This is a genomic window from Leucobacter sp. (assembly GCF_053528595.1).
In genome coordinates, this window is the sequence record NZ_JAIVPF010000086.1 from 1 (window position 1) to 26,721 (window position 26,721).

Consider the following 26,721-nt stretch of genomic DNA (forward strand, 5'->3'; position numbering starts at 1 on the left):
CCTGTTGATGCCTGAGTGGCAGGGATCCTCATCCTCCCGAGCCATGCAGCTGGCCGAAGGAGCCGAGACGCTGCGGGAGGATCTGCCCGCGGCCGTCACCCGCGAGGTGCCGGTGCCGCTCGAGGCCGGCGACGCGATGGGCACACCCGTCGCGCGGCTGAGCAGCCTGCTGCGGGCGCGCGCGGCGGCCCACCAGGTGCTGGGAGAGGTCGAGGCGAACGGCGTGCCGGTGATCGTCGGCGGCGACTGCGCGTCCTCGCTGCCCGGTCTCGAAGCAGCCGTTCGCCTGCACGGAGCCGATCGCGTCGCCGTGCTGTGGTTCGACGCGCACCCGGATCTCCAGCATCCGAGCACCTCCCCCTCCGGCGCCGCCTCCGGCATGACGCTGCGGCACGCGCTCGGAGACGGATCGCCCGACCTGGCCTCGGCCGCCCCCATCGATCCCGCGCTGCTGACGCTCGTCGGCACGCGCTCGATCGATCCCGAGGAGGACGACGAACTCGAGCGTCTCGGCGTGCAGGTGCTGGATCCGGTGACGATCGCGAGCGCGACCGACCTCACGGCGAATCCCGACCCCGACGCGCTCGCCTCCTCGATCTCGGAGCGCCTCGCGGACTCCGGCGCGTCGCGGGTCTACGTGCACGTGGATCTCGACGTGCTCGACCCCGCCGAGTTCGCGGCCGTGCACGAGCCGGTGCCGTTCGGCCTCAGCATCGCGCAGCTCACCTCCGCCATCCGCGCCGCGGTCACGGCGCTGCCGCTCGCCGGCGCGTCGATCTGCGAGTTCGCGCCCGCCGACTCCGCCGCCGCAGCCGACGATCTGCCGACGGTGCTGCGCATCCTGGCCGCGCTCACCTCGGGTCCCGCCGCGTGAGCCGGGAGCGGGAAGCGGCGGAGGGTCCGCACCCGGGGATGCCCGGCACCGCCGGCGGGCGCGGGCGTCCGTGGCCGCTCGCACGGCTCGGCTATCTCTACGCCACCTGCGTCGGATTCGTGTGGGGCAGCATCTGGAGCATCGGCCGCGTCGAGCGGCACCGGGGGCTCTGGATCTTCCGCGGGATGCCGCGGTGGAGCTTCGGGCGCGGGGGCAGCTGCGTGGGCTCCTGCTACCTCACCGACCGCAACACATCCCCGGCGGTGCTGCGGCACGAGCTGGTGCACCGCGAGCAGTGGCGGCACTACGGGCTGGCGCTGCCGCTGCTCTACCTCTTCGCGGGCCGCGACCCGCTGCGCAATCGCTTCGAGATCGAGGCCGGCCTCGAGGACGGCGGCTACCTCAGACGCGCGCGCCCGGCCCGCGGGGCCCGGCTCCAGGCGCAGCTATCCTGCTGTGATGAGTGAAGACGCATCCGCGACGGCCGAAGACGAGTTCCGCTTCCTGGCGGGCGACGCGGCGCGGGTGGGCCGTACGGCACCCCTGCCCGCGGTGGAGCGGGTGCGGGTCGGCACGCACGACGCCCGCGGAGTGAGCGGGCTGCGCTTCGGGGCTCCCGCCGATCCCGAACTCGTGGCGCTCCACGGCGCGGGCCTCAACGCGCACAGCTTCGATCCGATGCTGCTCGCCGCGGACGTTCCCGCGCTCGCTCTCGACCTGCCCGGGCACGGCCGCAGCGATTGGCGCGCCGACGCCGACTACCGTCCGGAGCGCCTCGCGCCCGATATCGCCCCGGTCGTCGAGAGCCTCTCACCCCGCCCCGTGGCGCTGCTCGGCCACTCCCTCGGCGGGCTCACCGCCGCGCTCGTCGCCGCGAGCCGCCCCGCGCTCGTCCGCCGGCTCGTCGTGGTCGACATCACGCCGGGCATCTCGCCCTCCGGCGACGCGGGCGCCGTCGCCGAGTTCATCACCGGGCAGCGCGACTACGGCACCGTCGACGAGATCGTGGATCGTGCGATCCGGTTCGGGATCGGCAGCGACCGCAGCGCCCTCACCCGGGGCGTCGCGCTCAACACGCGCCGCCGGGCCGACGGTCGCCTCGAGTGGACGCACCACCTCGCGCACCTCGATGCGCTGCCCGCTGGAGCGAGCGGAGACCCTCGTCCCTATGCCGGGATCTGGGCGGCGCTGCAGGCGCTCGAGATCCCCGTCTCGCTCATCCGGGCGGAATCGGGCATCCTCGGCGATGCACTCGTCGAGGAGTGGCGCGACCGGCTGCCCGGCAGCGAGGTGGTCACCGTGGCGGGCCCGCACAATCTGCACGAGGCGGTGCCGGGAGAGCTCGCGCGGGTGGTGCGGGCGCTCATGCGCTGACCGCGCCGCCGCATCCGCGCACGCCGTGCCGGATAACAACCCTGCAACAAGCATCGCCTCGATGCGAGATCCGGCGGCGCTCAGGCGTATTCTCGGCTGAGTGGCCGGGCGGGATCGACGCGTCCGGCGCGCTCGGCGCACCCGGCGTCCCCGGTGCTTCCACCGCTGTCGGTCATCTCGCGGGCGTGCGCCCGCGCGGCCGCTCGTGCAGCCGGCGCACGGTCGGCGCACCGCCGACGGTTCCGTCCTGCTCGCGGCATCAGGCCGCGCACCCGATCCGAGGAGTTGCCCCGCTTGACCGAGTCCCCCGCCGCCCCCGCCGCCCACGGCTCCGGCGCTCGACGCGACCGCCCGCGGCGCACGCGCATCGCGGCGCTCATCGCCGTCGGATCGGTGCTCGTGGTGATCGCGGCCGTGATCGCACTGGCCCTGCGGGGCGGCTTCGGCGCGGACGGGAAGCAGCGGATCGCCATCGGCGTGATCCTCGAGCCGACCAGCCTCGACGTGCGCAGCAACACCGGGGTGGCGACCGGCCAGCTGCTCATCGACAACGTGTACCAGGGTCTCGTCGGCGTCGAGGCGGGGACCGTGTCGGACATCGTGCCCGTGCTCGCGACCGAGCTGCCCGAGATCAGCGCCGACGGACGCGAGTACACCTTCACCCTGCGCGAGGGCGTGACGTTCCACTCGGGGGACGAGCTCACCGCCGACGACGTGGTCGCCTCGCTGCGGGAGACGCTCACCCCGGAGAACACCGGAATCGCGCCCGAGGTGTCCCGGCGCGACGCCCGCACCGTCGTGATCGCCCTCGCCGAGCCGAACGCGCAGCTGCTGTGGCATCTCGCGAACGCCCCCGGGCTCATCCGCGAGGCGGGCGCCCGCAACGACCTCGCCGACTCGGCGGTGGGCACCGGACCCTACATCCTCGAGCGCTGGAAACGCGGCGACAGCCTCACCCTCGTCAAGAACGACGACTACTGGGGAGAGCCCGCGACTCTCGACACGGTCGTCTTCCGTTTCCTCCCCGAGGGGCGCGCGGCGGTCGACGCGCTCAAGTCGGGCGATCTCGACGTGCACACGGCTCTGCTGCCGCCGCTGCGCGGCGAGTTCGAGCACGACACGGGGTTCGTCCTCGAGCGGGCGGACAGCTCCGATGTCTTCACCCTGGCGTACAACTCCGCGAGAGCGCCGCTCGACGACCCGCGCGTGCGCACCGCGCTCAGCCGGGCGATCGACACCCGCACGATCATCGCCTCGCAGAACGGCGACGGCAAGCCGATCGGCGGACCCATCACCGAGCTCGAGCCGGGCTACGCCGACCTCACGGGCGTCAACGCCTACGACCCGGACTCCGCCCGGCGACTGCTCGTGGAGGCCGGGCAGCCGAATCTCAACCTCACGGTCACCGTGCCGAATCACTACGACACCGCTCCGCTGGACCTGGTGCGGAGCCAGCTCGCCGACGTGGGCGTCAGCATCACCGTGAAGGAGGTCGACTTCCCCGTCTGGCTCGAGCAGGTCTACACCAATCACGACTACCAGCTGAGCTACGTGGACCACTCGGAGGCCATGGACCTCGGCAACTACGCGGATCCCGGCTCCTACTTCGGCTACGACAGCGAGGCCGTGCAGTCGCGGTTCGCGCGGGCGCTCGCCGCGACGGCGCCCTCCGAGCAGGATCGCCTGCTCCGCGAGGCGGCTGCGCTGGTGGCGGAGGACGCGCCGGCCAAGTGGCTCTTCAACTACACGCCCACCAACGTGATCGGCACGCACATCAGCGGATTCCCGCACGTCAACACGAACTCGCGCATCAACCTGCAGGGCGTGCGCGTGCAGCGCTGACGCCCCCGACGGCCGGAGCGGCCGCACGCCGCTGCACCTCGGGACCGCACGCCGCTTTGCCTCGGCGGCCGCACGCCGACAGGATGGGAGTATGACCACCGCTCCCCTGCCTGTCGAGGGCACCTACAATCTGCGCGACCTCGGCGGCTTCCGCGCCGACGGCGGCAGCACCCGTCCCGGCGCGCTCTTCCGCTCCGACGCGCTCGCGCAGCTCAGCGACCTCGGCCGAGAGCAGTTCGCGGGCCTCGGCGTCGTCCGGGTCATCGATCTGCGTGACGACCGGGAGCGTTTGCGATCCCCCGACCTCCTGCCCAGCACCGCCGCTCTCATCCCCCACCCGATCTTCCCGAGCGCCGAGGCGCACATCGGGCAGCGCCTCGACATCTTCTCGCTGACCGAGCTCATCTACCTCGAGCACGGCGACACGCTCGCCTCGGCGGTCGCGATGCTGGCCGAGCCGGGATCCGGAGCCACCCTCTTCCACTGCACGGCCGGCAAGGATCGCACCGGCGCCGTGGCGGCCCTCGCGCTGCTGGCCGTCGGCGTCGATCGCGACGACGTCATGCACGACTACGCCGCGTCCGAGACGCACCTCAGCGGCGAGTGGTACGAGACGCACATCCGGCTGCTGCGAGGGCTCGACATCGAGGTCACCCCGCTCGTCGAGCAGCTGGTAGGGCGCACCCCCATCGGGGCCATCGATCGGGCGCTCGCCGAGGTCGAGCGGCGACACGGCTCGACGCGCGACTATCTGCGGGCGAACGGCCTCGCCGACGACGCGCTGGAGCGGCTGCACGCGCTGCTCGTGGAATAGCGGCGCGATTCCGGCATCGAGGACCTCGACGCCGCCGCCCGGCCGCACGGTGCGGCATCCGCGCCGCGCGCCCCGACGGGTCAGCCCGCCGTGCGCAGGTTCTTGAGAATCGCGTCCCGAAGTTCCTCGGGCGGGCAGTTGCTGTCGCGCTCATCCTCGCACGCGCGCCGCACCACCTCGGTGAGCCGGATGCAGACGGTCTCCTCGGTCCGGCAGTCCGAGCACTGAGCGAGATGCTCGCGGATCGGCGCCGATTCCTCGGCGCAGAGCTCACCGCGCAGCAGCTCGTACAGATTGGCCTTCGCCTGGTCGCAACCGCAATCGCTCATCGCGCGTCCTCCTCGCTCTTCGTGCTCCGGGCCGATGCCGCCGCCTTCGCCGACTTCGCTCCCGTGTTCTTTCCAACGCCCTGCTCGCTCGCGTATTCCCCGAGCGCCTTGCGCAGCCTGGCCCGACCGCGGTGGAGACGGCTCATCACGGTCCCGATGGGCACCTCCGCGATGTCCGCGATCTCCTGATAGCTGAAGCCCTCGACGTCGGCGAGGTAGACGGCCATGCGGAAGTCCTCGGGCAGCGCGTTGAGCGCATCGGTCACCACCGTGGCGGGCGTGCGGTCGATCGCCTCGGCCTCCGCCGAGCGGGCCGACGTGGCGGTCGTCGACTCGGCCCCGCCCAGCTGCCAGTCCTCGAGTTCCTCGACCACGCCGAGATACGGCTCCCGCTGCTTCTTGCGGTAGGTGTTGATGTAGCTGTTGGTCATGATCCGGTACAGCCAGGCCTTGAGGTTCGTGCCCTCGGTGAACGATGCGAACGCCGAGTAAGCCTTGAGGAAGGTCTCCTGCACCAGGTCCTGCGCGTCCTGCGGATTGCGGGTCATCTTCATCGCCGCGCCGTACAGCTGATCGAGCAGCGGCAGCGCCTCCTCGGTGAAGCGCTGTTCCAGTCTGGCCTGCGCCGCGGTATCACTCACACTCCGATCCTATTCCCCCTTCCTTCCTCTCATGGCGCATCCTCCCGCTCCCAGCCCCCGAGCGCCGGCCCGCGCTCCCGCCCTCCCTCCGCGCGCCAGTAGATGCTGCCTCACCGAGGTTTTACCGACAACTACTGACGCGCGAAGCAGGGAGGCGAGCTCGGCAGGCGCGAGCAGCGGCGGGTAGACTCGAGGTGATGCTGATCGCGAAGATGAACCAGGGCAAGGACGGCGACGAGGTGCGCGCGGGCGAGGGATCCGGCGAGGGCGCCGAGCCGTGGCCGGCGCCGAGCGCCGACGGCCCGCTGAGCGCCCGCGTGGCGCTGCCCGGCTCGAAGTCGCTCACCGGCAGGGAGCTCATCCTCTCCGCGCTCGCCGACGGCCCGGGATCGCTGCGCGCGCCCCTGCACTCGCGCGATTCCGCGCTCATGGTCGACGCGCTGCGCGCACTCGGCACCGGCATCGCGGAGATCAGGACCGATAGCCCCTTCGGTCCCGATCTGCGGATCACCCCGGCCGAGGAGCTCACCGGCTCCACCACGATCGCCTGCGGTCTCGCGGGCACCGTGATGCGCTTCGTCCCGCCGCTCGCCGCACTCGCGCTCGGCCCCGTGGCCTTCGACGGCGACCCCTACGCCAGGAAGCGCCCCATGCGGCCCGTGCTCGACGCGCTGCGCGCGCTGGGCGCCGACATCGCCGACGAGGGGCGGGGCGCACTGCCGTTCACCGTGCACGGCACCGGCTCGCTGCGCGGCGGTCGGGTCGAGCTCGATGCCTCGCTCTCGAGCCAGTTCGTGTCGGCGCTGCTGCTCTCGGCCCCTCGCTTCGACGAGGGCGTGCACGTCGTGCACACGGGCGAGCGCCTGCCGAGCCTGCCGCACATCGAGATGACGATCGCCGCGCTGCGCGCCCGGGGAGTCGAGGTCTCCTCCCCCGCCGCCGGCGAGTGGGTGGTCGCCCCCGGACCGATCCGGGCCATCGACATCCGCATCGAGCCCGATCTCTCGAACGCGGCGCCGTTCCTCGCCGCGGCGCTCGCGCTCGGCGGCTCGGTCGCGGTGCCCGGCTGGCCCGACGTCACGACGCAGGTCGGCGATCAGCTGCGCGAGCTGCTCCCCGCCTTCGGCGCCCGCGCCGAGCGCGAGCACGACGGATCCCTCACCGTCTCGTCCGAGGGCACCCTCCGCGGGGTGCGGCTGCACGTGCCCGAGGCGGGCGAGCTCGCTCCCACCCTCGTCGGTCTCGCGGCTCTGGCGGCCCACGGCACCGACGGCGCCGACGGCGAACCGAGCGAGATCACGGGTATCGGCCACATCCGCCACCACGAGACCGACCGCATCGCGGCGCTCGTCGCCGAGATCCGCCGACTGGGCGGCGACGCCGAGGAACTCGAGGACGGCATCGCGATCCGACCGGCCGCGCTGCACGGCGGGATCTGGCAGAGCTACGCCGACCATCGCATGGCCACCACGGGCGCCCTCATCGGCCTGCGTGTGCCCGGCGTCGAGATCGAGGACATCGCCTCCACCTCGAAGACGCTGCCGCAGTTCCCGCAGATGTGGGCCCGCATGCTCGGGATCGAGGATCCCGCTCTCGCCCCGTCGCCGCTTCCCGGGGGGCTCGCCGGCGGAGCACTCGGCTCGCTCGGGATCGCCGGCATCGCCGGCACGGTCGTCGAGCATCCGAGCGGGGGCGGCTTCGGCTTCGGCGACCTGCTCGGCGGGCTCGACGGCTCCGGGGACGCATGAGCTGGCTCGCTCCGGATGACGAGGAGGATATTCCCTACGGGGAATATGCGGAGCACGAGGTGCGGCAGCGCCCCAACCCCAAGGCCAACAGGCCCCGCACCAAGCGCCGCCCCGAGCACTCGGACGCCGTCATCGGAATGGTGACGGCGGTGGATCGCGGCCGCTACACGGCACTCGTGCCGGCGGGCGGCGACTCGGGGCGCGCCGAGGAGCACAGCGTGCTCGCCGCCCGCGCGCGCGAGCTGCGCCGCACCCCCATCGTGATCGGCGATCGTGTGCAGCTGGTCGGCGACACGAGCGGCGCGGAGGGCTCCCTGGCCCGGATCGTGGGCATCGAGGATCGCCGCACCGTGCTGCGCCGCAGTGCCGACGACAGCGACCGCGTCGAGCGGGTGATGGTGGCCAACGCCGACCAGATGCTCATCGTTGTGGCCGCAGCCGACCCCGAGCCCCGGGTGCGCCTGGTCGACCGCTACCTGGTGGCGGCCTACGACGCGGGGATCCAGCCCCTCATCTGCATCACGAAGATCGACCTCGCCGATCCCGAACCCTTTCTCGCGCACTTCGCGGCGCTCGAGGTGCCCGTCTTCAGATCGGCGCCGGGCGCGTGGCCGCTCACCCAGATCCGCGCCTCGCTCGCCGGCCGGACCACCGTCTTCGTCGGACACTCGGGCGTGGGCAAGTCGACGCTCATCAATGCGCTCGTCCCCGACGCGGACCGGGCCACGGGGCACGTCAACGAGGTCACGGGACGCGGACGGCACACCTCGTCGTCGTCGGTCGCGCTGCGCGCCGAGACACCGCGTTGCCCCGGGGGCGACTCGGGCTGGGTGATCGACACCCCGGGCGTGCGGTCGTTCGGACTCGGTCACGTGACGAGCGACGGCATCCTGCGCGGCTTCACCGATCTCGCCGAGATCATCGACCTCTGCCCGCGCGGTTGCACCCACCAGGACGACGCACCGGATTGCGAGCTCGACGCGGCCATCGCCGATGGCCGGCTCGACGCGGCGGGAGCCGCGCGCGTGGAGTCGCTGCGGCGCCTGCTGAAGTAGGGCCGGCGCCGGGCGCCCGAACGGCGTGACCCGATCCGAACCGTGGGCCGGTGCGCGCTCGCCTCCGCCGCGGCACTAGGCTGGAACCATGACGGAACGCGTGATTCTCGAACCCGGACAGCCCGCACCCGACTTCTCGCTCCCGGATCAGGACGGGACCGTCCGCTCCCTCGCCGATCTCCGCGGCGAGAAGGTCGTGCTGTTCGTCATCCCGGAGGCCATGACACCGGCGTGCACGAAGGAGTCCTGCGAGTTCCAGGAGTCCTCCGCGCCGCTCGCCGCTGCCGGCTACCGCGTGCTCGGCATGTCGCGCGACTCGGTCGAGCGCCTGCGCCGCTTCGCCGATCGAGACGGTCTCGAGTACCCGTTCCTCAGCGATCCGGAGGCCGAGGTGCACCGCGCATTCGGCGCGTACGGCACGAAGAACAGCTACGGCCGCATCATCGAGGGTGTGATCCGCTCGACCTTCGTGATCGATGCCGAGGGCCGGATCGAGCACGCGCTCTACAACGTCAAGGCGACGGGGCACGTCGCGCGCGTGCGCAAGCTCCTCGGCATCGACGCCTAGCCGGCGACGACCGAATCATCGCCGGCGGCCGGCAGCTCCGGCCGGGCGAGCACCGCGGAGAGGAACCCGAGCAGCGCGGCCGCGACGAGGCCGAACCCGAACCACCACGGGCCGATCGCCAGCTGCAGGCAGCCCGTGCCCGCCGCGAAGAGCAGCACGTGGATGGTGAGGGCGGATCCGCGCACCCAGCTCACCCGGGCTCGCAGCGCCCCGACGAACGTCACGGCGACCCACGCGAGCGAGAGCGCCGCCATCGCCACGAGACTGAGGTTCTGCAGAGCCGCCGTGCTCGATCCGAGCGCCCCGAGCACCGTCACGATGAGCACCCACACCAGCAGCAGGCTCTCGAGGCCGAGCAGCGTGCGCAGCCCGGCCCAGCCCGCCCGGGAGCGAGGGTGATCGGAAGGTGACGAGGTCATTGCGGCTCTCTTTCCAGACAATTGCAAATTAACTATTGATTTGCTTCTACATCCGTGAAACTATATATTTCGTCGAGTTTCGCGCACACCGACGTGAGCATTCTCAGCCACGTTTCAGGTAGATACGGCGCGAGATTCTAGGCTACATGGCCTCCGAATGTATTTCGCGTGCGTGCGTTGCACAGAGGAGGACAATTGATGGATTGGCGCGAGAAGGCAGCTTGCCTCACCGTGGACCCCGAGCTTTTCTTCCCGGTCGGGAACACCGGCCCGGCCGTTGAGCAGATCGAGCGGGCCAAGTCGGTCTGCGCACGTTGCACGGTGACCGAGATGTGCCTCCAGTACGCCATGGACACCGGTCAGGACTCGGGTGTGTGGGGCGGCCTCAGCGAGGACGAGCGCCGCGCGCTCAAGCGCCGCGCAGCCCGCGCCCGCCGCGCCAGCTGACGCCGGCTTCTTCGCGAAACCCCCGCTCCCTCGACACGCTCAGGGAGCGGGGGTTTCGCTTTGCCGTCGCCGTGACCGCCCCGCCGTCGGTGGAGCGAGGAGCATCGCGAAGAGTCGAAACCCGATCCTGCAGATCTCGATACTTCGACTGCTCGCGGTGCTCCCCGCTCAGGACGGCGTTCGCTGCGCTCCGTTCACCGGTGGAAGCACCGCGCTCGCTCAACCGGCGGGCTCGCGCCTGCGCGGTCGGCCGACGGCCTCAGTCCGTGCCGGCGTCGAACGCGGCCGAGAGGCCCAGTTCGTCGGCGTCCTCGTCGATGCCGCCCACGGCGTCGGCGATCTGCGCCGCACCGCCGCTCTCCAGCTCGCCCACGAGCTCGGCGGTCGCGCCGCCGACGAGGCCGAGCGAGGCGTACTGCTCGAGTCGAGCGCGCGAGTCGGCGATGTCGAGGTTGCGCATGGTCAGCTGGCCGATACGGTCCTCCGGGCCGAAGGCCGCGCCCACCGTGCGCTCCATCGAGAGCTTCTCCGGGTGGTAGCTGAGGCTCGGGCCCGTGGTGTTCAGGATCGTGTAGTCGTCGCCGCGGCGCAGCCGCAGGGTGACCTCGCCGGTGATCGCGGAGCCGACCCAGCGCTGCAGCGCCTCGCGCAGCATGAGCGACTCGGGATCGAGCCAGCGGCCCTCGTACATGAGGCGGCCGAGCTTGCGGCCGTCGTTGTGGTACGACGCGAGGGTGTTCTCGTTGTGGATCGCGTTGACGAGCCGCTCGTAGGTGATGTGCAGCAGGGCCATGCCCGGGGCCTCGTAGATGCCGCGCGACTTCGCCTCGATGATGCGGTTCTCGATCTGGTCGGAGACGCCGAGGCCGTGGCGGCCGCCGATCGCATTCGCCTCGAAGACGAGCGCCACCGGATCGTCGTACTCCACGCCGTTGATCGCGACCGGGCGGCCGGCCTCGAAGCGCACCGACACCTCCTCGGTGGCGACCTCGACGTCGTCGCGCCAGGCGGCGACGCCCATGATCGGCTCGACGATGTCGAGGCCGGCGTCGAGGAACTCGAGCTTCTTCGCCTCGTGCGTCGCGCCCCAGATGTTGGCGTCGGTCGAGTAGGCCTTCTCGGTGGCGTCGCGGTACGGGAAGCCGTGGGCGACGAGCCACTCGCTCATCTCGTGGCGACCGCCGAGCTCCTCGACGAAGTCCTTGTCGAGCCAGGGCTTGTAGATGCGCAGCGCCGGGTTGGCCATGAGGCCGTAGCGGTAGAAGCGCTCGATGTCGTTGCCCTTATAGGTGGAGCCGTCGCCCCAGATGTCGACGCCGTCCTCCTTCATGGCGCGCACGAGCAGCGTGCCGGTGACGGCACGGCCGAGCGGGGTGGTGTTGAAGTAGGTCTTGCCGCCCGAGCGCACGTTGAAGGCACCGGTCTGCAGTGCGGCGAAGCCCTCCTCCACGAGGGCGCGCTTGGCGTCGACATGGCGGGCGATCTCAGCGCCGTACTCCTTGGCGCGGTCGGCGACCCCGTCGATGTCGGGCTCGTCGTACTGCCCGATGTCGGCGGTGTAGGTGCAGGGGATCGCCCCCTTCTCGCGCATCCACGCGACCGCGCAGGAGGTATCGAGGCCACCGGAGAAGGCGATGCCGACGCGCTCGCCAACGGGAAGAGATGAAAGAACCTTGGACATGCTCTCTATCCTAGGCCTCGGACGGGGCCTCCTCAGACCAAGCCGAGCTCGCGCACGGCCTCCCGTTCCGAGACGAGTTCGGCCACTGAGGCGTTGATACGCCCCCGCGAGAACGCGTCGATCGCGAGCCCCTCGACGATCTCCCAGTCGCCGCCGCGCGACACCACTGGGAACGACGAGACGAGTCCCTCCGGGATGCCGTATTCGCCGCGGGAGACGACTGCAGCGCTCGTCCAGCTCTCCCCCGGCGTGCCGAGCACCCAGTCGCGCACGTGGTCGATCGCGGCGTTCGCCGCCGAGGCGACGGAGGATCCGCCGCGCACCTCGATGATCTCGGCGCCGCGCTTCGCGACCCGCTCGAGGTAGGGACCGCGCGCCCAGTCCGGGTCGACCGTGTCGAGCGCGGAGACCTCGCCGACGTATGCGTGGGTGAGATCCGCGTACTGCGTCGCCGAGTGGTTGCCCCAGATCGTCACGCCCGCGATCGAGTGCACCGGCTCTCCGGCCTCGGCCGCGAGCAGTCCGACCGCGCGGTTGTGGTCGAGCCGCGTGAGCGCGGTGAAGCGCTCGGGCGGCACGTCGGGCGCGTGCTGCTGCGCGATGAGCGCGTTCGTGTTCGCGGGGTTGCCCACCACGACCACCCGCACGTCGTCGGCCGCGTGCGCGCCGATCGCGCGCCCCTGCGGGCCGAAGATCGCCCCGTTGGCCGCGAGCAGGTCGCCGCGCTCCATGCCCGCGGTGCGGGGGCGCGAGCCGATCAGCATCGCCACGTTCGCCCCGTCGAAGGCGGTGCGCGGGTCGTCGGTGATCTCGACGCCCGCGAGCAGCGGGAACGCGCAATCGGCGAGCTCCATCGCGGCGCCCTCCGCGCCGCGCATGCCCTGCGGGATCTCGAGCAGCCGCAGCGACACGGGCCGGTCGGCGCCGAGCATGTCGCCGGCCGCGATCCGGAACATGGCGGCGTAGCCGATCTGGCCGCCCGCTCCGGTGAGCGTGATGGTCACGGGGGTCTGCGCCATGGGGTCCTCCTCGTTCCTGCGCGATCCGGAGTGCGGTGCGGGGATCAGCGCGCGTTGAACGCGCGGGGATCCGGGCCGAAGTTGCGCTGCTCGTCGAGCCCGTCGATCGCCGCCATCTCGGCGTCGCTCAGTGAGAAGTCGAAGAGGTCGGCGTTCTCGAGCAGCCGCTCGCGGCGCGAGGTCTTCGGGAAGACGATGCGCCCCTGCTGCACGTGCCACCGCAGCACGACCTGCGCCGGGGTCTTGCCGTGTGCCTCGGCGGCCGAGAGGATCTCCGGGCGCTCGAGCAGATCCGACTTGCCCTGCGACAGCGGGCCCCACGCCTCGACCGCGATGCCGTGGTCGCGGCAGAAGGCCGTGAGTTCGCGGCGCTGGTGCAGCGGGTGCAACTCGATCTGATTCGCCGCCGGCACGACGCCCGTGGCGTCGATGAGCTCGGTGAGGTGCTCGATCTCGAAGTTCGAGACGCCGATGGCCGAGGCCCGCCCGGTCTTGGCGATCTCGATGAGGGATCGCCACGCGCCGAGGGCCTCGCCGCGCTCCGGCTGGGGCCAGTGGATCAGGAAGAGGTCGACACGATCGAGGCCGAGCCGGTCGAGGCTCTCCTCGAACCCCTCGCGGGCGCGGGGCTGGTCGGCGTTCCACAGCTTGGTGGTGACGAAGATCTCATCGCGGTCGATGCCGCTCGTGGCGATCGCGCGGCCCACCTCGGCCTCATTGCGGTAGTAGCTGGCGGTGTCGATGTGCCGGTACCCCGTCTCGAGCGCGTCGGAGACGATGCGCTCGGTCTCCCCCGGTTCGACGAGGAAGACGCCGAGGCCCAGCTGCGGGATCTCGACCGGCCCCTCACCGCCGAGGACTCCGTTGCTGAGGGCGAGGTTCGGGATCGGCAGCGCGGTCATGGTTCCCTTTCGATCGAGGAGGCCCGTCGCGGGCGTTCGTCGTCAGTCTATGCCCGAGCACCGAGAGGGTTTCGCACTCGCGCAGAACTTCACTGCGAATAGTCGGCGACTGCCAGTCGTATCCGTTCCAGGTCGTCGCGATGCTGCTGGACGTACTGGTTCTCAAGACGAACCTGCGCCATGCTGCGCGCCTCGTCGAGGCCGGTGGAGTCCGCACACTGCAGGTCTGCGACGGCCAGCGCCACTTCCTCCCGGGTCAGTTCGCTCAAGGATCCCGAATCGCCCCTTCGTGCCCTGGGCTGCTCTGATTCATCGCCGTCCGGCTCCGATCCGTCCTCCGTGTCGATCCGCGCCCCCACCAGCACAGCGAGCCGTTCTTCGAGATAGGTCACGATCTCCGAAGGGCGGCCGAAATCAACGTGCCCCCGCTGCGTCATACATGCAGACCACTCTCGTATAACAGCCCGCACCTCGGGGTCTTCTTCGACCTGTTCAGTCATGGCCGTGATCGCTGCATAGATCTCGGCAACCTCCTCGTTCATCAGCAGATCGGCAGGATCCATCGGGAGGGACGCCTCGGCTTCCGTCATGCAGCCGTGGCCGTCAGCCTCGATGTACTCGAACTCGTCCGGTTCCTCATCTGCGGAGGCGTATCCGTCTCCATGGAGTGCGCGTTGATAGACCTCCTGCTCCGAGGCAGAGAGCCCCTCGAATATCTCGGCATTCGGGTCCGCGTCGGCGATCGTGCCGAAATCGGTTTCCGAGTCGGTACCGGCCTCCGCCTCTGGATTCCTCGCACCCGAACCCGGGTCCGTCAAGAGATCGGTGTAGACCGGATTCGTCGAGATGCCATAGCCGTTCTCCTGCACCCACTCCAGAGTGTCCATGCCCCAGTAGAAGTCGGCATCGGCTATCCCCTGCGACTCCGCCGTGGTGGGTGTCGGCACGTAGTCGAACCCCAGCTGCGCCATGCAATCGGCAATCGCCTCCTCCCGTTGCACACTGCGACGCACGATCGACTCCGGTCCCGCATCTTGCGCCGCCGCCTCAATGACCCCGAGATACTCACGCAATTGCGAGTCGGTGACCGGCAGCACATCCGGTTCGGCCGATGCACAAGCAACGGTCGACGCGATCAGCGCGGCGATGGAGATCGTTGCGCTGATCCAGCGCGACGAGCCGGACGATCCTCGGTCGAGGCGCCGCGCTTGCGACGCATCGCAGTTCCTCATCTGTTCCCCTTTCCATCGAACCGCGCATACACCGCCGCACCCGCCACGAACATCGCCGCGGTACCTCCAGCAGCGGGCAAAGAGCCGGCATCGGCATTGAGCAGCGCCCAGGCACGCGCGGTACCCCAAGAGGTGCTGGTGCCGATCGTCCAGTTCAGCGCGGCATAGCTCAGCAGTGGAGCCCAGGAGATATGTCGCGGCAGCAGCACCGCACTCACCGCTCCGGCTCCCAGGCCGAACAACACATTCCGGTACACCGCGATCGGCTCGGTCTCCATCACCGAACGCGGAGCGACGGCGGCAATGACGGCCAGCATGCAGGCGGCCGAGGTCAGGCCGAACAACATCAGTCGATACACTGCAAGCCGGGCACCGGGAAGGGCGCGCTCGAGCGCTCTGCCGGGAGACACCCCGATGATCGCCCAGGCTACGCCCGGAAATGCTGCAGCCGAGAGCAGCGGCACAGTCGCCCAGTCCGCCGTGACGAGGGAATCGCGAAGCATGCCGGAGGCTGAGCCGGTCAAGAGCAGAGTCATGCCCGTAAGCCCGAGGATCAGAGGAAACCTCCGGCTGCGCAGAAACAACCAGCCGCCCCGCCTCATTCCACCTCCTGGCACTGACGCAGGTACCGCAGGGCTTCCTCGGCCTCCGCGAGCGTCGGCGGCCCATTCGAGAAGTCGGCCGTCGCGACCAGCATGCCCTCGCCCGAGAACTCGGGCACGATCCAGGTCGCCACAACGCTCATGGCGATGTCGACTTCATCCGTCAGCGGGAGGGGTTCGGCGCAGTCAGCGAGCGAATGCACGATCATCATGGCGACATCGCTTCTCTCGAACCCGGTCTGGCCGAGAGGAGGCTCGAAGAATATGTCCGTTTTCGAACCGAACGTGAATGGTGAATAGCTGATCGCGTCCGTCTCAGGACTGAGAGCCCGAACTCTCGCGTCGAGCGGCGCCAGCATCTCAGCCACTTCGTACACCCGGCGACTCTGTTCCTGGGAGACGCACACTCGCGAGGAACCACCCGCTATCTCTGCGCAGGACCGCTCGTCCGCAGAGAGGTAGTCGAACACCCCGTCGCCCTCGTGTCGAATGATCGTCATCCCTCCGCCAGCCAACGTCGCGGCCGCGCCCATGGCCAAGACAACGGCAACCGCCCGCAACCGCACGAGTCTCGCCGCGATCAGCAGGAACCCCCATAGGGCGATCAATCCCAACATGACGAGATACATGCTGAAAATCTCAGCTCTGAGTTCGTACGAGTTCGAGAGCGGCGAACCTGCGGCTACGAACAGGAACATCGCGCCGACTCCACCGAACCCGAAGCCGTATGAGAGGTACAGAGCTACTGCAGCGATCGGCGGGGTCGGCCACCAAGGGAGCATCAATCCGATCGCCTGCCCCAGGGCAGCAAAAGCCGATGTGCCGACGACCGCCAGCACCACGGTGAGTGCCGCGCTCGGTGTCGGACTCGATCCTCGCAGCAGCGCCAGTCCCAACCCCGCCACGAGGGCTATGAGCATCCCCACTGTCACCCAGAGCGCCGTGGTGCACGCTCGTCGAGCGAGCATGCGCCACGCCAGCCGCGTGGGCAAAGCACTGATCAACTCGCGCGATCCACTCGCGCGAAACAGGCGTACGCTATCGGCAGCGCTCGCGCCCAACACCACCGGCCAGAGAACCACGCTCAATGAAACGACGACATCGATCACCCATGCGGAGCTGTAGACCGCCCTGCCGTCGATGGTGAAAAGCAATGTGAGTGCTGCGACCAGCCACGTCGCGCCCACCCACATCCCGAGCGAATGCCTCACGCCGATGCTCCGTCCTGGTCGAGCACCTGCAGGAGGCCGCGCTCGACCGCGGAGGCCGCGATGCCCGAAGCCTTCCCGCCCAGTTCTTCGAGCAATGCCGGGGCACCAGACCACACGCCCCGGCCTCCTCGCAGCACCTGTATCGTGTCGGCGATGTGCGCCACGTCCTCGACAAGATGCGTCGAGACGACCACGATCCGATGTGCCGCCACCGTGCTGAGATACCGTCGGAATTGCGCTCGTTGCACCGGATCGAGACCAGCCGTCGGCTCATCGAGGATCAGCACCGGCGGTTCGTGTACGAGCGCTTGCCCCAAGAAGGCTCGGCGATTCTGACCTCCCGAGAGGCGACTCAGACGGACGCTCTGCAGTCCGGTCAGGTCGAGAGTCTCGAGCACACGATTGATCTTCGAATGCGTCTCCTCACCTCTGCCGCAGCGCAGCACGGCAAAGTACTCCAGCAGGTCGCGCACTGTGAACTCCCCGATCCATTCCGGATCCTGCGGCACGTATCCGACGTCTGCCCGGTACCGCGCACGCTCCCTCCTCCCGACGACACGGGCTCCATCGAAGTCGAGTTGCCCCGACTGCGCCGATTCCGTGCCGGCCAGCAGACGCAGCAGCGTGCTCTTGCCCGCCCCGTTCGGCCCGACGAGCCCGGTTACGCCTCGCTCGAAACGTGCGCTGAAATTTCGCAGCGCGGGGTGATCGCCGTAGGAATAGCTCAGACTCTCAGCACTGAGCGTGAAGGAGCCGAGCTGGTCTGCGGTCACCTGGGCTACACCTTCGTGTTCTTCGTGATGCCCTTGCCGCAGATGTCGGGCCACAGCGGGACCGACTCGCACATCGTGATGGTCGAGTTGATGCGATGGTGAGGCTTCGGCTTCCAAGCGGTGTCCGCGGTGAAGCGTCTCGCACCCTCGGTCTTCTGGGTGTGCTCCGCGCCGACTCCGATGGTGGCATACTTCGGGCTCTTCCCATTGCCCGGCATCTTGATCCAGGTGAGCGTGGTGTAGCTGCCAGACACTGTCCCGTACACCGCACGCTTGTTCTTCTTCTTGTCGATCAGGTCGAACTGAGCAGTGTGGTGATTTTTCTGCGTTGACGTGAAGAATCCATGCGTGAGCTTGGCCGTCGACGTACCCACCAGTGTCTTGCCGTCGTACACCGAGAGCTTCTGGTTGGCGAAGGTCGCCGCCTGAGCCGACGCCGCGCCGAAGCTGAAGAGCACGACGACGGCTAGACCAACAAGCCATTTCTTCATGTGAGTACCTCATCCTGACCGATCAGTGATGGTGAGCTGGGGTGCACTTCCCACAAGCACCGCATCTGCTGCAATAGTGACCCGATCCCCAGAGAAAGTGGGATGCAGATCGAGAACGAATCCAGAAATGTCCGCAGAAAGGGGGACATCACGGCTCGCCCTCGCCTTCTCGGATTCTGGTGTGATTGGCATCAGAATTTTCCGGCACGGGATAATGGAGGCATCATGCCTGAATCCCCCTTGCGCATCTCGTTCCCAGAGGATCTCCCGGTCTCGCAGATGCGGGACGAGATCGAGGCGGCGATCCGCGACCACCAGGTGGTCATCGTCGCGGGCGAGACGGGCTCGGGCAAGACCACGCAGCTGCCCAAGATCGCACTCTCCCTCGGCCGCGAGCGCATCGCCCACACGCAGCCCCGGCGCATCGCCGCACGCACGATCGCGGAGCGCATCGCCGAGGAGCTGGGCTCGGAGCTCGGCGGACTGGTGGGCTACCAGGTGCGCTTCACCGACCGGGTCTCGGCCGACACGCGGATCCGGCTCATGACCGACGGGATCCTGCTCAACGCGATCCACCGCGACCGCGACCTCTCGGCCTACGACACGATCATCATCGACGAGGCGCACGAGCGCAGTCTCAACATCGACTTCCTGCTCGGGTACCTGAAGACCCTCCTGCCCCGGCGGCCCGACCTCAAGGTGATCATCACCTCGGCGACGATCGACCCCGAGTCGTTCGCCGCGCACTTCGCCGACGCCGCGGGCGAACCGGCACCGATCGTCGAGGTGTCGGGGCGCACCTATCCGGTCGAGATCCGCTACCGGCCGCTCGTCGAGAAGATCGAGCGGCCCGATCCCAAGAACGGCCCGCCGAGAGTGCAGACCATCGAGCGCGACCTCTTCGACGCGATCGGCGACGCGGTGGAGGAGCTCGGGCGCGAGGCGCCAGGCGACGTGCTCGTCTTCCTGAGCGGCGAGGCCGAGATCCGCGACGCGGCCGACGCGCTGCGGGGCCGCGTCGGCCGGGATCGGGCCAGGCCCGTCGAGATCCTGCCGCTCTACGGCCGCCTCAGCGCCGCCGAGCAGCACCGCGTCTTCGAGCGCTCGAAGACGGCCGGCGCTCGCCGCATCGTGCTCGCCACCAACGTGGCCGAGACCTCGCTCACCGTGCCCGGAATCCGATACGTGGTCGACGCCGGCACCGCGCGCATCTCGCGCTACTCGGCGCGCAGCAAGGTGCAGCGCCTCCCGATCGAGTCCGTCTCGCAGGCGAGCGCCAATCAGCGCTCCGGCCGCTCCGGCCGAACGAGCCCCGGCATCGCGATCCGGCTCTACTCCGAGGAGGACTTCGCGGGCCGCCCGGAGTTCACCGAGCCCGAGATCCGGCGCACCGGCCTCGCCTCCGTGATCCTGCAGATGCTCGCGCTGGGCCTCGGCGACATCGCACGGTTCCCCTTCCTCACGCCCCCGGACCAGCGCGGGATCGCCGATGGCCTCGGGCTGCTCGCGGAGCTGGGCGCGGTCGAGGCCTCGCCGGTCGGGCGGGAGAAGCGAGTCGATGGGCAGGCGCCCGATCCGGGCTCCGGCTCGAAGACTCGCTCGAGCGGCGGGAGGAAGCACCCGGGATCCGGACCCTCCCACCGCATCACGAGGATCGGCCGCGAGCTCTCCCGCCTGCCGATCGAACCCCGCTTCGCCCGCATGGTCGTCGAGGCCCGTCGGCACGACGTCGTGGCCGAGGTGCTCGCGATCGTCGCGGGCCTCACGATCCAGGACGTGCGCGAGCGCCCGCAGGCCGAGCGCGGCAGGGCCGACGAACTGCACGCGCGCTTCGCCGACCCGCAGGGCGACCTCATGACCCTGCTGAACCTCTGGAGCCACCTGCAGGAGCAGCAGGACGCGCTCTCCTCGAGCGCGTTCCGGCGGCTGTGCAAGGCGGAGTACCTCAACTTCCTGCGCGTGCGCGAGTGGATGGACCTCTACCGGCAGCTGTCGCGCATCGCGGGGGTGCGGCGGGTGGATCCTGCGACTCGCGAACTCGCGCAGGACGACCAGGGAACACGGCGCAACGCCCCCATCGGTCATCCTGCGCGGAGCGAAGCGCGCACCCGTCATCCTGCGCGCAGCGAAGCGGAGTCGCGGGATCCAGCGAACGGCACGGGTGCAGGATCGGGCGACGCGATCCACCGCTCGATCCTCGCAGGCCTGCTCTCGCAGCTCGGTGTGCGCGACGACCGCCAGGACCGCAGCGCTCCCGCCCGCGGCCGCGGCGCCGCGGGCGCGGGCGGGCGCAGACCCGCCCAGGAGTACGTGGGATCGCGCGGCACCCGCTTCGTGCTGTACCCGGGCTCGGTGCTCGCGAAGAAGCCGCCCGAGGTGGTGATGAGCGTGGAGCTCGTCGAGACCTCCCGGCTGTTCGCCCGCTCGAACGCCGTGGTCGATCCGGCGTGGGCCGAGGAACTCGCCGGCCCGCTCGCGAAGCGCCAGCTCAGCGAACCCCGCTGGGAGAAGAAGCAGGGCGCGGCCGTCGCGTACGAGCGGGTCACCCTGTACGGGGTGCCGATCGTGGATCGCCGCCGCGTGCAGCTCTCCCGCTTCGACGCCGCGCACGCGCGCGAGCTGTTCATCCGTCACGCACTCGTGGACGGCGAGTGGGATTCGCCCCAGGCCTTCGACCGGGCGAACCGGCAGCTGCGCCGCGAGCTGGAGCAGCTCGAGGAGCGCACCCGCCGCCGCGACATCGTCGGCGACGACGAGGCCGTGTTCGAGTTCTACGACGCCAGGATCCCGCAGCAGGTGACCAGCGTGCGCGACTTCGAGGGCTGGTGGAAGCAGGAGCAGCGGAAGCAGCCGAAGCTGCTCACGATGCGCCGTGAGGACCTGCTCGAGGACGAGACCGAGGGAGTCGACGAGAGCGAGTTCCCGAGGCAGTGGACGCACGGCGACCAGACGCTGCGGCTGAAGTACCGCTTCGATCCCACGGCCGAGGACGACGGAGTCACCGTCAACGTGCCGCTGCCGCTGCTCCCCCGGCTCGAGGGCTCGGACTTCGAGAAGCTCGTGCCCGGGCTGCGGCAGGAGCTCGTCACGGCGCTCATCAAGACGCTGCCGAAGGCGATCCGCAAGCACGTCGTGCCCGCCGCCGACTGGGCGCGCACGCTGCTCGAGGCCGCGGGGCCGCAGCTCGACACCGCGACCTCCCCGCCTCTCACCCGCCTCCTCGCCGACGAGATCCGCCGCCGCACGAGCGTGCCGGTCTCACCCGAGGACTTCGACCCGTCGCGGCTGCCCGCGCACCTCACGCCGACGTTCCGCGTGGTCGACGGGCGCGGACGCACCGTGGGGGCCGGCAAGGATCTGACGCAGCTGCAGACGGCCCACAAGGACCGCGCCGCCCAGGGAGTGGCGAAGGTGGCCGCGGCGGCGCTGCCGAAGAGCGAGCTGGAGCGCACGGGCGCCACCGGCTGGGATTTCGGCGAGCTGCCCCGGCACGTCGACACCGCCTATGCGAAGGGCCGCGGGGGCGCCGGCGCCGGCGTGGTGCGCGCGTACCCTGCGATCGTCGACCGGCGCACGAGCGTCGACCTGGTGCTCGTCGCCGACGCGGCCGAGCAGGCGCGCCTGTCGCGGCGCGGGATCCGACGCCTGCTGACGCTGAGCTCGCCCTCGCCGGCGAGCTACGTGCGCGAGCACCTCTCCAACCAGGAGAAGCTGCTGCTCGGCGCGGGCCCGTACCGCACCCTCGACGCCGCCATCGCGGACGTGTCGCTCGCGGTCGCCGACCGGGCGATCCGCCGCCATGCCCCCGACGGGCTGGTCTGGAGCGCCGCGGTCTTCGCGTCCATCGCCGACGAGTACGCGCGATCCCTCATCGACGAGATCTACGCGGCGATCGCGCTGACCGCGCGGGTGCTCGACGCCGCGCGCCTCGCCCGCAAGGCGATCGACGGCGCGAAGTCGATCCAGGTGCTCGCGCAGGTGGCCGGGGCCGCCGCGCAGGTGGACGGCCTCGTCTTCGACGGCTTCGTCTCCCGCACCGGGCTCGCGCAGCTGTCGCGGCTGCCGGTGTATCTCGAGGCCGTGCAGCTGCGCATGCGGGCTCTCACCGAGAACCCCGGGCGCGACCGGGCCTGGCAGAACGAGGTGGACCGGGCGCTCGCCCTCTTCGAGGAGGCCGGCGGCTCGATCCCGCCGCCGCCGGACACTCCGGATCACCTCGTGCGCGCCCGCTGGCTGATCGAGGAGCTGCGCGTGAGCCTCTTCGCGCAGCAGCTGCGCACGGCCGAGCCGGTGTCGCTGCAGCGCATCCAGAAGGCGCTGCGGGCGGAATAGCGCGCGGCTTCGAGCGGCGAGCACCGCCCCGGGCTCGTCCGCGTTCCTCTCCCTCACCCGGGATGGGGTGGGGTGGGACCGGTGCCGGACGCCGACGGTCCGCTTCGGTAGAGTCGGGGCATGCGAATCGCAGCGGCCGGACTGGCCCTCCTGGGTGTGATCACCCTGTCCGGGTGCGGTGCCCCGTCCCTCGACAGCGCCTGCTCGGCGATCGACGACGCGGTCGATCGGGTCGTGATCGAGGTCGCGTCGGTCGCCCACGACGACGCCGCGGACGGGGCGGACTTCGCGGCGGCGGCCGAGGAGGTCGAGAAACTCGTTCCGGGTGTGCGCGAGGCGGAGATGCCGCCCGGGCTCGCGGATGCGCGAGACGCGCTCCTGGACCGCATGGACGAGCTCGTCGAGACGCTCCGGGATGGGAACGCCGGGCACGCGGTGACGCTCGCCGCCGACATGCAGGTCATCCAGGTGGGCGCGGACCCCGTCTGCAACGGCTGACGGTCGCGGAACGGCCCGGACTCCGGGGGCGGAGCGCAGCGACCCCGAGCGGTTCCGTCTCTTCGGAGCCGTGGATCCCTGCCCCGGCCCTCCGGATCCCTCCGCCGGCCGTTCGGGCCCCGCCCCGGCCGTCCGGATCCCTACTTCGTCGAATTCACCAGGATCTGGCGCGCCTGGTGCACGAGCTCCGCCTCGGTCACGAGGTCGTATCGGGTGGCCACCATCTGCATGACCGACGAGAAGTCGCGGCGGTTGCGGTTCATGGCGTACGAGAGCACGCCGAAGAGCATGCCGAAGCCGGCGCCGATCACCACAGCGGCGATGAACACGCCGAAGATCGCCGTGTTGTCGGGCTGGAAGATGAACAGCAGGATGCCGAGGAACAGGCCGAGATAGGCGCCGGAGAGCGCGCCCATCAGTGCGACGCGGCCGTAGGTGAGGCGTCCGGTGACGCGCTCCACACTGCGCACGTCGTTGCCCACGATGCTGATCTGCTGCACCGGGAAGCTCGCGCGCGCGAGCACGTCGACCGCGTGCTTGGCGTGCTCGTAGCGGTCGTAGGTGGAGACGATCTCCCCCTTCGGGATCTCGGGCATCAGCGGCACGCGCGAAGAACGGAGGGGGCCTGGAGTACTCATACCCCGATTCTCCCACTTCGGCGCCCGCCGCGGCGGCACGGGGATTCCGCGGGTGGCGAACCGCCCCGAAGCGTCTGCGCCGTCGCCGCGGCGCACCTGGGAGGAGTAGCGTAGTGGTGTGAGTGTTTCGAGGGTCTTCGTCGGGCGCCTCGCCGGGCGCGGTGTGTTCGATCCGGTCGGCGACCGGATCGGCAAGGTGCGCGATGTGCTGGTCGTCTTCAGATCGGCGGCTGCGCCGCGCGTGGTCGGACTGATCGTCGAGATCCCGGGCAAACGCCGGGTGTTCGTGCCGATCGGGCGCGTCACCTCGATCGGATCGGGCCAGGTCATCACGACAGGCCTCATCAACGTGCGCCGCTTCGAGCAGCGCGGTGGCGAGACCCGCATGATCGCTGAGCTCATCGGCCGCGATGTGCAGCTCGCCCCCGAGCAGCCGGGCGGCCCGGTCGCCACCGCGCGCATCGAGGACGCCGCGATCGAACGCAGCCGCTCCGGCGAGTGGCTCGTCTCCGAGGTGTTCGTGCGCCTGCCCAAGCCCGCCGCGCCGTTCAGCCGCGGCGACTCGCGCATCGTGCGCTGGTCGGAGTTGCGCTGGCCGAGCGCGGGCGCCGGCTCCCAGTCCGCGGAGCTGCTCATCCAGACGATGGTGGATCTGAAGCCCGCCGACCTGGCCGAGGCGCTGCTCGAGCTGCCCCAGCATCGCATGCTCGAGGTGATCGGCGAATTGCCCGACGAGCGCGTGGCCGACGCACTCGAGGAGATGAGCGAGCAGGATCAGCTCGCGCTGCTCGCCCAGCTGCCCTCCGACCGCACCGCCGACGTGCTCGATCGCATGGAGCCGGACGACGCGGCCGACCTCATCTCGGCGCTGCCGGCGGCGAAGGGCGAGGAGCTCCTCGACCTCATGGAGCCCGAGGAGGCCGAGGACGTGCGCCGCCTGCTCGAGTACGACGCCGACACCGCGGGCGGGCTCATGAGCCCGGCCCCGATCGTGCTCTCGGGCGAGTCGAGCGTCGCCGAGGGGCTCGCGATGATCCGCCGCGCCGAGATCCCGCCCGCCATGGCCTCGGCGGTCTACGTGACCCACCCGCCCTACGAAACGCCCACGGGCGAGTACATCGGCATGGCGCACTTCCAGCGCATGCTGCGCTTCCCCCCGCACGAGCGCCTCGTCGCGCTGATCGACACCGAGATCGAACCGGTGACGGTGGGGGCGAGCGCCGCCGAGGTGTCGCGCCGGCTCGCGAGCTACGACCTGGTCGCCATGCCCGTCGTCGACGAGCAGAACCACCTCGTGGGTGTGGTCACCGTCGACGACGTGCTCGATCACCTCCTGCCCGACGACTGGCGCCACGCCGATGACGAACCCGCGAGCACGGCCGGACGGGGAACGGCCCGATGAGCCTCTTCAAGCGCTTCAGGCGCGATCCGGGCCTCGATGCGCCCCGCACCGCGAGCGGGCGGGCCGCGCGTGCGCCCGAAGCCGCCGGAGACCGCCGCTTGGCGGGCAACGAGCGGTTCGGCCGCTGGAGCGAGGGCATCGCCCGCGGCATGGGCACCCCCTGGTTCCTGCTCGTGCTCACCGCGTTCTGCGTGGTCTGGCTCATCTGGAACACCGCTTCTCCCGAGCCGTGGCGCTTCGACAGCGCCGCGCTCGGGTTCACCGCGCTCACGCTGATCCTGTCGCTCCAGGCCTCCTACGCCGCGCCCCTGATCCTGCTCGCGCAGAATCGTCAGGACGACCGCGATCGCGTGCAGATCGAGCAGGACCGCCAGCGCGCCGAGCGCAACCTCGCCGACACCGAGTTCCTCGCCCGCGAGGTCGTCGCGCTGAGGCTCGCCATCAAGGATCTGCCCGACCGCGACTTCGTCCGCGCGGAGCTGCGGGCGCTGCTCGCGGATCTCGCCGAGGAGCAGCGCGAGGCCGACGAACTGCGGGAGGCCGAGGAACGGCGGGAGGCCGCTGCGAGCCCCGCTGCTGAGCCGCGGCCCGAGACGGAGCCGCGATCCGCGGCCGACGCGCAGCCCGAGGCCGCGCCGCGATCCCCCGGAGAGAAGCCGGATGACGACCGGCGCTGAGCGGGCCGTCTGGGCGGCGCTCGAGCGCGTTCGCGACCCCGAGATCCTCCGCCCCATCACCGAGCTGGGCATGGTGCAGGGGGTCGACGTGGACGTGGCGGGTCGCGCCGAGGTGTCGATCCTGCTCACCATCGCCGGCTGCCCGGCCGCCCGGCGCATCGAGGCCGACGTGCTCGCCGCGGCCCGCGGCGCCATCGGCGTATCGGAGGCCGTGGTGCACGTCGGCGTGATGACTCCCGATGAGCGCCGTGCGTTCATCGAGCGGGTGCGCGGGAACCGCGGATCCCGCCCGCAGCAGTTCGGGCCCGACTCGCTGACCCGCGTCATCGCGGTGACGAGCGGCAAGGGCGGGGTCGGCAAGTCCTCGATCACCGCGGGCCTGGCGGTGGCGATGGCCGCGGAGGGCCTCTCGGTCGGTCTCGTCGACGCCGACGTGTTCGGTTTCTCCATCCCGGGCATCCTCGGTCTCAGCCGCGACGGCCGCACGGAGCAGCCCACTCGGGTCGACGATATGATCCTGCCGCCGGTGGCGTTCGGCGTGAAGGTGATCTCGATCGGCATGTTCCTCGGGGAGGCCGATCCGCGCAGCACCGCCGTCTCCTGGCGCGGCCCCATGCTGCATCGCACGATCGAGCAGTTCCTGCGCGACGTCTGGTTCGGCGATCTCGACGTGCTGCTGCTCGACCTGCCGCCCGGCACGGGCGACATCGCGATCAGCGTGGGTCAGCTGCTGCCCCAGGCAGAGGTGCTCGTGGTGACCACCCCCCAGGAGGCCGCCGCCGATGTCGCGGTGCGCAGTGCGCTCGTGGCCAGGCAGACGGGGCAGCGGGTCATCGGAGTCGTCGAGAACATGGCCGGGCTCGTGCAGTCCGACGGCACGGTGCTGGACGTGTTCGGCAGCGGCGGGGGCCGGCTGGTCGCCGATCGGCTGAGCGCGGCGCCCGCGGACGGGGAGGAGCCGGAGGAGATCCCTCTGCTGGGCAGCGTGCCGCTGAGCCCGCCCTTCAGGGAGGCCGGGGACCGCGGCGAGCCGGCAGTCCTCGGCGATCCGGCGGATCCGGCCGCCGCCGAGGTGCTGCGCGTGGCGCGCCGCGTCGCGGATCTCGGCCGCGGTCTCGCGGGCAGGCCGCTGGGGATCGCGCCGCGCTGAGT

The 26,721-nt window shown here is 70.5% G+C and carries 26 protein-coding genes; 14 read left to right on the forward strand and 12 right to left on the reverse strand.

Going from position 1 to position 26,721, the window contains the following annotated elements; genetic code table 11:
* The first annotated feature begins 1 nt into the window (after window position 1).
* The 5 genes from ACWKZU_RS17175 (at window position 2) to ACWKZU_RS17195 (ending at window position 4,904) form a co-directional block, all read left to right on the forward strand.
* A complete protein-coding gene (locus tag ACWKZU_RS17175; protein ID WP_449283554.1) occupies window positions 2-874 on the forward strand; it encodes an arginase family protein in 873 nt (290 codons plus the stop codon).
* Window positions 875-912: 38 nt separating this feature from the next.
* Window positions 913-1,341, forward strand: coding sequence for a Fe-S oxidoreductase (locus tag ACWKZU_RS17180; RefSeq protein WP_449283555.1), 429 nt, complete (start codon window positions 913-915; stop codon window positions 1,339-1,341).
* Complete coding sequence (locus ACWKZU_RS17185; protein WP_449283556.1) at window positions 1,334-2,248, forward strand: alpha/beta fold hydrolase; 915 nt, start codon at window positions 1,334-1,336, stop codon at window positions 2,246-2,248. The genes ACWKZU_RS17180 and ACWKZU_RS17185 overlap by 8 nt, the downstream gene beginning before the upstream one ends.
* Window positions 2,249-2,542: 294 nt before the next feature.
* Window positions 2,543-4,090 carry an ABC transporter substrate-binding protein gene (locus ACWKZU_RS17190; RefSeq protein ID WP_449283557.1) on the forward strand — a complete coding sequence of 516 codons (1,548 nt, stop codon included), beginning with the start codon at window positions 2,543-2,545 and terminating at the stop codon, window positions 4,088-4,090.
* Between the two features lie 91 nt (window positions 4,091-4,181).
* A complete protein-coding gene (locus ACWKZU_RS17195; RefSeq protein ID WP_449283558.1) occupies window positions 4,182-4,904 on the forward strand; it encodes a tyrosine-protein phosphatase in 723 nt (240 codons plus the stop codon).
* A gap of 80 nt (window positions 4,905-4,984) precedes the next feature.
* Here ACWKZU_RS17195 and ACWKZU_RS17200 read toward each other — a convergent pair whose 3' ends face one another.
* Together ACWKZU_RS17200 and ACWKZU_RS17205 are read right to left on the reverse strand one after the other, a co-directional pair.
* On the reverse strand, window positions 4,985-5,233 hold the full coding sequence (locus ACWKZU_RS17200; protein WP_449283559.1) for an anti-sigma factor family protein: 249 nt from the start codon (window positions 5,231-5,233) through the stop codon (window positions 4,985-4,987).
* A complete protein-coding gene (locus ACWKZU_RS17205) occupies window positions 5,230-5,874 on the reverse strand; it encodes a sigma-70 family RNA polymerase sigma factor (protein ID WP_449283560.1) in 645 nt (214 codons plus the stop codon). Before ACWKZU_RS17205 ends, ACWKZU_RS17200 begins: the two co-directional genes overlap by 4 nt.
* Window positions 5,875-6,071: 197 nt before the next feature.
* Here ACWKZU_RS17205 and aroA point away from each other — a divergent pair, with 197 nt between their 5' ends.
* The 3 genes from aroA (at window position 6,072) to ACWKZU_RS17220 (ending at window position 9,245) form a co-directional block, all read left to right on the forward strand.
* Window positions 6,072-7,622 carry a 3-phosphoshikimate 1-carboxyvinyltransferase gene (gene aroA, locus ACWKZU_RS17210; RefSeq protein WP_449283561.1) on the forward strand — a complete coding sequence of 517 codons (1,551 nt, stop codon included), beginning with the start codon at window positions 6,072-6,074 and terminating at the stop codon, window positions 7,620-7,622.
* Window positions 7,619-8,677 (forward strand): ribosome small subunit-dependent GTPase A, encoded by a 1,059-nt coding sequence (gene rsgA / locus ACWKZU_RS17215; RefSeq protein ID WP_449283562.1) that lies wholly within the window; start codon window positions 7,619-7,621, stop codon window positions 8,675-8,677. Before aroA ends, rsgA begins: the two co-directional genes overlap by 4 nt.
* An 88-nt stretch (window positions 8,678-8,765) precedes the next feature.
* Window positions 8,766-9,245 carry a peroxiredoxin gene (locus ACWKZU_RS17220; RefSeq protein WP_449283563.1) on the forward strand — a complete coding sequence of 160 codons (480 nt, stop codon included), beginning with the start codon at window positions 8,766-8,768 and terminating at the stop codon, window positions 9,243-9,245.
* Here ACWKZU_RS17220 and ACWKZU_RS17225 read toward each other — a convergent pair.
* The gene (locus ACWKZU_RS17225; protein ID WP_449283564.1) at window positions 9,242-9,664 is read right to left on the reverse strand and encodes a hypothetical protein; all 423 of its coding nucleotides are present in this window, start codon (window positions 9,662-9,664) and stop codon (window positions 9,242-9,244) included. The two genes, ACWKZU_RS17220 and ACWKZU_RS17225, sit on opposite strands and share 4 nt — an antisense overlap.
* Before the next feature lie 198 nt (window positions 9,665-9,862).
* Here ACWKZU_RS17225 and ACWKZU_RS17230 point away from each other — a divergent pair, with 198 nt between their 5' ends.
* A complete protein-coding gene (locus ACWKZU_RS17230; RefSeq protein ID WP_017884807.1) occupies window positions 9,863-10,111 on the forward strand; it encodes a WhiB family transcriptional regulator in 249 nt (82 codons plus the stop codon).
* A 259-nt stretch (window positions 10,112-10,370) separates the two neighbouring features.
* Here ACWKZU_RS17230 and argG read toward each other — a convergent pair whose 3' ends face one another.
* The 8 genes from argG to ACWKZU_RS17270 form a co-directional block, all read right to left on the reverse strand.
* Complete coding sequence (gene argG / locus ACWKZU_RS17235) at window positions 10,371-11,792, reverse strand: argininosuccinate synthase (protein ID WP_449283565.1); 1,422 nt, start codon at window positions 11,790-11,792, stop codon at window positions 10,371-10,373.
* Window positions 11,793-11,824: 32 nt separating this feature from the next.
* Window positions 11,825-12,811 carry a malate dehydrogenase gene (locus ACWKZU_RS17240; protein ID WP_449283566.1) on the reverse strand — a complete coding sequence of 329 codons (987 nt, stop codon included), beginning with the start codon at window positions 12,809-12,811 and terminating at the stop codon, window positions 11,825-11,827.
* 44 nt (window positions 12,812-12,855) lie between these two features.
* The gene (locus tag ACWKZU_RS17245; RefSeq protein ID WP_449283567.1) at window positions 12,856-13,713 is read right to left on the reverse strand and encodes an aldo/keto reductase; all 858 of its coding nucleotides are present in this window, start codon (window positions 13,711-13,713) and stop codon (window positions 12,856-12,858) included.
* Window positions 13,714-13,802: 89 nt separating this feature from the next.
* Window positions 13,803-14,945 (reverse strand): hypothetical protein, encoded by a 1,143-nt coding sequence (locus tag ACWKZU_RS17250; RefSeq protein ID WP_449283568.1) that lies wholly within the window; start codon window positions 14,943-14,945, stop codon window positions 13,803-13,805.
* The gene (locus tag ACWKZU_RS17255) at window positions 14,942-15,481 is read right to left on the reverse strand and encodes a hypothetical protein (protein ID WP_449283569.1); all 540 of its coding nucleotides are present in this window, start codon (window positions 15,479-15,481) and stop codon (window positions 14,942-14,944) included. The genes ACWKZU_RS17250 and ACWKZU_RS17255 overlap by 4 nt, the downstream gene beginning before the upstream one ends.
* Before the next feature lie 62 nt (window positions 15,482-15,543).
* Window positions 15,544-16,758 carry a hypothetical protein gene (locus tag ACWKZU_RS17260; protein WP_449283570.1) on the reverse strand — a complete coding sequence of 405 codons (1,215 nt, stop codon included), beginning with the start codon at window positions 16,756-16,758 and terminating at the stop codon, window positions 15,544-15,546.
* On the reverse strand, window positions 16,755-17,531 hold the full coding sequence (locus tag ACWKZU_RS17265) for an ATP-binding cassette domain-containing protein (protein ID WP_449283571.1): 777 nt from the start codon (window positions 17,529-17,531) through the stop codon (window positions 16,755-16,757). The genes ACWKZU_RS17260 and ACWKZU_RS17265 overlap by 4 nt, the downstream gene beginning before the upstream one ends.
* Window positions 17,532-17,536: 5 nt before the next feature.
* Entirely contained in the window at window positions 17,537-18,022 is a 486-nt protein-coding gene (locus ACWKZU_RS17270) for a hypothetical protein (protein ID WP_449283572.1), read from the reverse strand.
* A 225-nt stretch (window positions 18,023-18,247) separates the two neighbouring features.
* Between ACWKZU_RS17270 and ACWKZU_RS17275 the strand changes: the two genes are divergently transcribed.
* Entirely contained in the window at window positions 18,248-22,354 is a 4,107-nt protein-coding gene (locus tag ACWKZU_RS17275) for a DUF3418 domain-containing protein (RefSeq protein ID WP_449283573.1), read from the forward strand.
* Window positions 22,355-22,474: 120 nt separating this feature from the next.
* Entirely contained in the window at window positions 22,475-22,852 is a 378-nt protein-coding gene (locus tag ACWKZU_RS17280) for a hypothetical protein (RefSeq protein WP_449283574.1), read from the forward strand.
* Between the two features lie 140 nt (window positions 22,853-22,992).
* Here ACWKZU_RS17280 and ACWKZU_RS17285 read toward each other — a convergent pair whose 3' ends face one another.
* Window positions 22,993-23,490 (reverse strand): general stress protein, encoded by a 498-nt coding sequence (locus ACWKZU_RS17285; protein ID WP_449283575.1) that lies wholly within the window; start codon window positions 23,488-23,490, stop codon window positions 22,993-22,995.
* A gap of 118 nt (window positions 23,491-23,608) precedes the next feature.
* On the opposite strand from ACWKZU_RS17285, the gene ACWKZU_RS17290 reads away from it, so the two are divergent.
* The 3 genes from ACWKZU_RS17290 to ACWKZU_RS17300 are packed head-to-tail and all read left to right on the forward strand — an operon-like array spanning window position 23,609 to window position 26,719.
* Window positions 23,609-24,892 carry a magnesium transporter MgtE N-terminal domain-containing protein gene (locus tag ACWKZU_RS17290; RefSeq protein WP_449283576.1) on the forward strand — a complete coding sequence of 428 codons (1,284 nt, stop codon included), beginning with the start codon at window positions 23,609-23,611 and terminating at the stop codon, window positions 24,890-24,892.
* The gene (locus ACWKZU_RS17295) at window positions 24,889-25,569 is read left to right on the forward strand and encodes a DUF1003 domain-containing protein (RefSeq protein WP_449283577.1); all 681 of its coding nucleotides are present in this window, start codon (window positions 24,889-24,891) and stop codon (window positions 25,567-25,569) included. The genes ACWKZU_RS17290 and ACWKZU_RS17295 overlap by 4 nt, the downstream gene beginning before the upstream one ends.
* On the forward strand, window positions 25,553-26,719 hold the full coding sequence (locus tag ACWKZU_RS17300) for an Mrp/NBP35 family ATP-binding protein (protein ID WP_449283578.1): 1,167 nt from the start codon (window positions 25,553-25,555) through the stop codon (window positions 26,717-26,719). Before ACWKZU_RS17295 ends, ACWKZU_RS17300 begins: the two co-directional genes overlap by 17 nt.
* Window positions 26,720-26,721 lie beyond the last annotated feature (2 nt).

What these genes read in the sequence shown, in the direction of transcription:
- ACWKZU_RS17180 (WP_449283555.1), top strand. Translation starts at nt 913, where the DNA reads ATGCCCGGCACCGCCGGCGGGCGCGGGCGTCCGTGGCCGCTCGCACGG.
- ACWKZU_RS17185 (WP_449283556.1), top strand. Translation starts at nt 1,334, where the DNA reads ATGAGTGAAGACGCATCCGCGACGGCCGAAGACGAGTTCCGCTTCCTG.
- ACWKZU_RS17195 (WP_449283558.1), top strand. Translation starts at nt 4,182, where the DNA reads ATGACCACCGCTCCCCTGCCTGTCGAGGGCACCTACAATCTGCGCGAC.
- ACWKZU_RS17200 (WP_449283559.1), bottom strand. Translation starts at nt 5,233, where the DNA reads ATGAGCGATTGCGGTTGCGACCAGGCGAAGGCCAATCTGTACGAGCTG.
- aroA (WP_449283561.1), top strand. Translation starts at nt 6,072, where the DNA reads ATGCTGATCGCGAAGATGAACCAGGGCAAGGACGGCGACGAGGTGCGC.
- rsgA (WP_449283562.1), top strand. Translation starts at nt 7,619, where the DNA reads ATGAGCTGGCTCGCTCCGGATGACGAGGAGGATATTCCCTACGGGGAA.
- ACWKZU_RS17220 (WP_449283563.1), top strand. Translation starts at nt 8,766, where the DNA reads ATGACGGAACGCGTGATTCTCGAACCCGGACAGCCCGCACCCGACTTC.
- ACWKZU_RS17225 (WP_449283564.1), bottom strand. Translation starts at nt 9,664, where the DNA reads ATGACCTCGTCACCTTCCGATCACCCTCGCTCCCGGGCGGGCTGGGCC.
- ACWKZU_RS17230 (WP_017884807.1), top strand. Translation starts at nt 9,863, where the DNA reads ATGGATTGGCGCGAGAAGGCAGCTTGCCTCACCGTGGACCCCGAGCTT.
- argG (WP_449283565.1), bottom strand. Translation starts at nt 11,792, where the DNA reads ATGTCCAAGGTTCTTTCATCTCTTCCCGTTGGCGAGCGCGTCGGCATC.
- ACWKZU_RS17240 (WP_449283566.1), bottom strand. Translation starts at nt 12,811, where the DNA reads ATGGCGCAGACCCCCGTGACCATCACGCTCACCGGAGCGGGCGGCCAG.
- ACWKZU_RS17245 (WP_449283567.1), bottom strand. Translation starts at nt 13,713, where the DNA reads ATGACCGCGCTGCCGATCCCGAACCTCGCCCTCAGCAACGGAGTCCTC.
- ACWKZU_RS17250 (WP_449283568.1), bottom strand. Translation starts at nt 14,945, where the DNA reads ATGAGGAACTGCGATGCGTCGCAAGCGCGGCGCCTCGACCGAGGATCG.
- ACWKZU_RS17255 (WP_449283569.1), bottom strand. Translation starts at nt 15,481, where the DNA reads ATGACTCTGCTCTTGACCGGCTCAGCCTCCGGCATGCTTCGCGATTCC.
- ACWKZU_RS17270 (WP_449283572.1), bottom strand. Translation starts at nt 18,022, where the DNA reads ATGAAGAAATGGCTTGTTGGTCTAGCCGTCGTCGTGCTCTTCAGCTTC.
- ACWKZU_RS17275 (WP_449283573.1), top strand. Translation starts at nt 18,248, where the DNA reads ATGCCTGAATCCCCCTTGCGCATCTCGTTCCCAGAGGATCTCCCGGTC.
- ACWKZU_RS17280 (WP_449283574.1), top strand. Translation starts at nt 22,475, where the DNA reads ATGCGAATCGCAGCGGCCGGACTGGCCCTCCTGGGTGTGATCACCCTG.
- ACWKZU_RS17285 (WP_449283575.1), bottom strand. Translation starts at nt 23,490, where the DNA reads ATGAGTACTCCAGGCCCCCTCCGTTCTTCGCGCGTGCCGCTGATGCCC.
- ACWKZU_RS17295 (WP_449283577.1), top strand. Translation starts at nt 24,889, where the DNA reads ATGAGCCTCTTCAAGCGCTTCAGGCGCGATCCGGGCCTCGATGCGCCC.
- ACWKZU_RS17300 (WP_449283578.1), top strand. Translation starts at nt 25,553, where the DNA reads ATGACGACCGGCGCTGAGCGGGCCGTCTGGGCGGCGCTCGAGCGCGTT.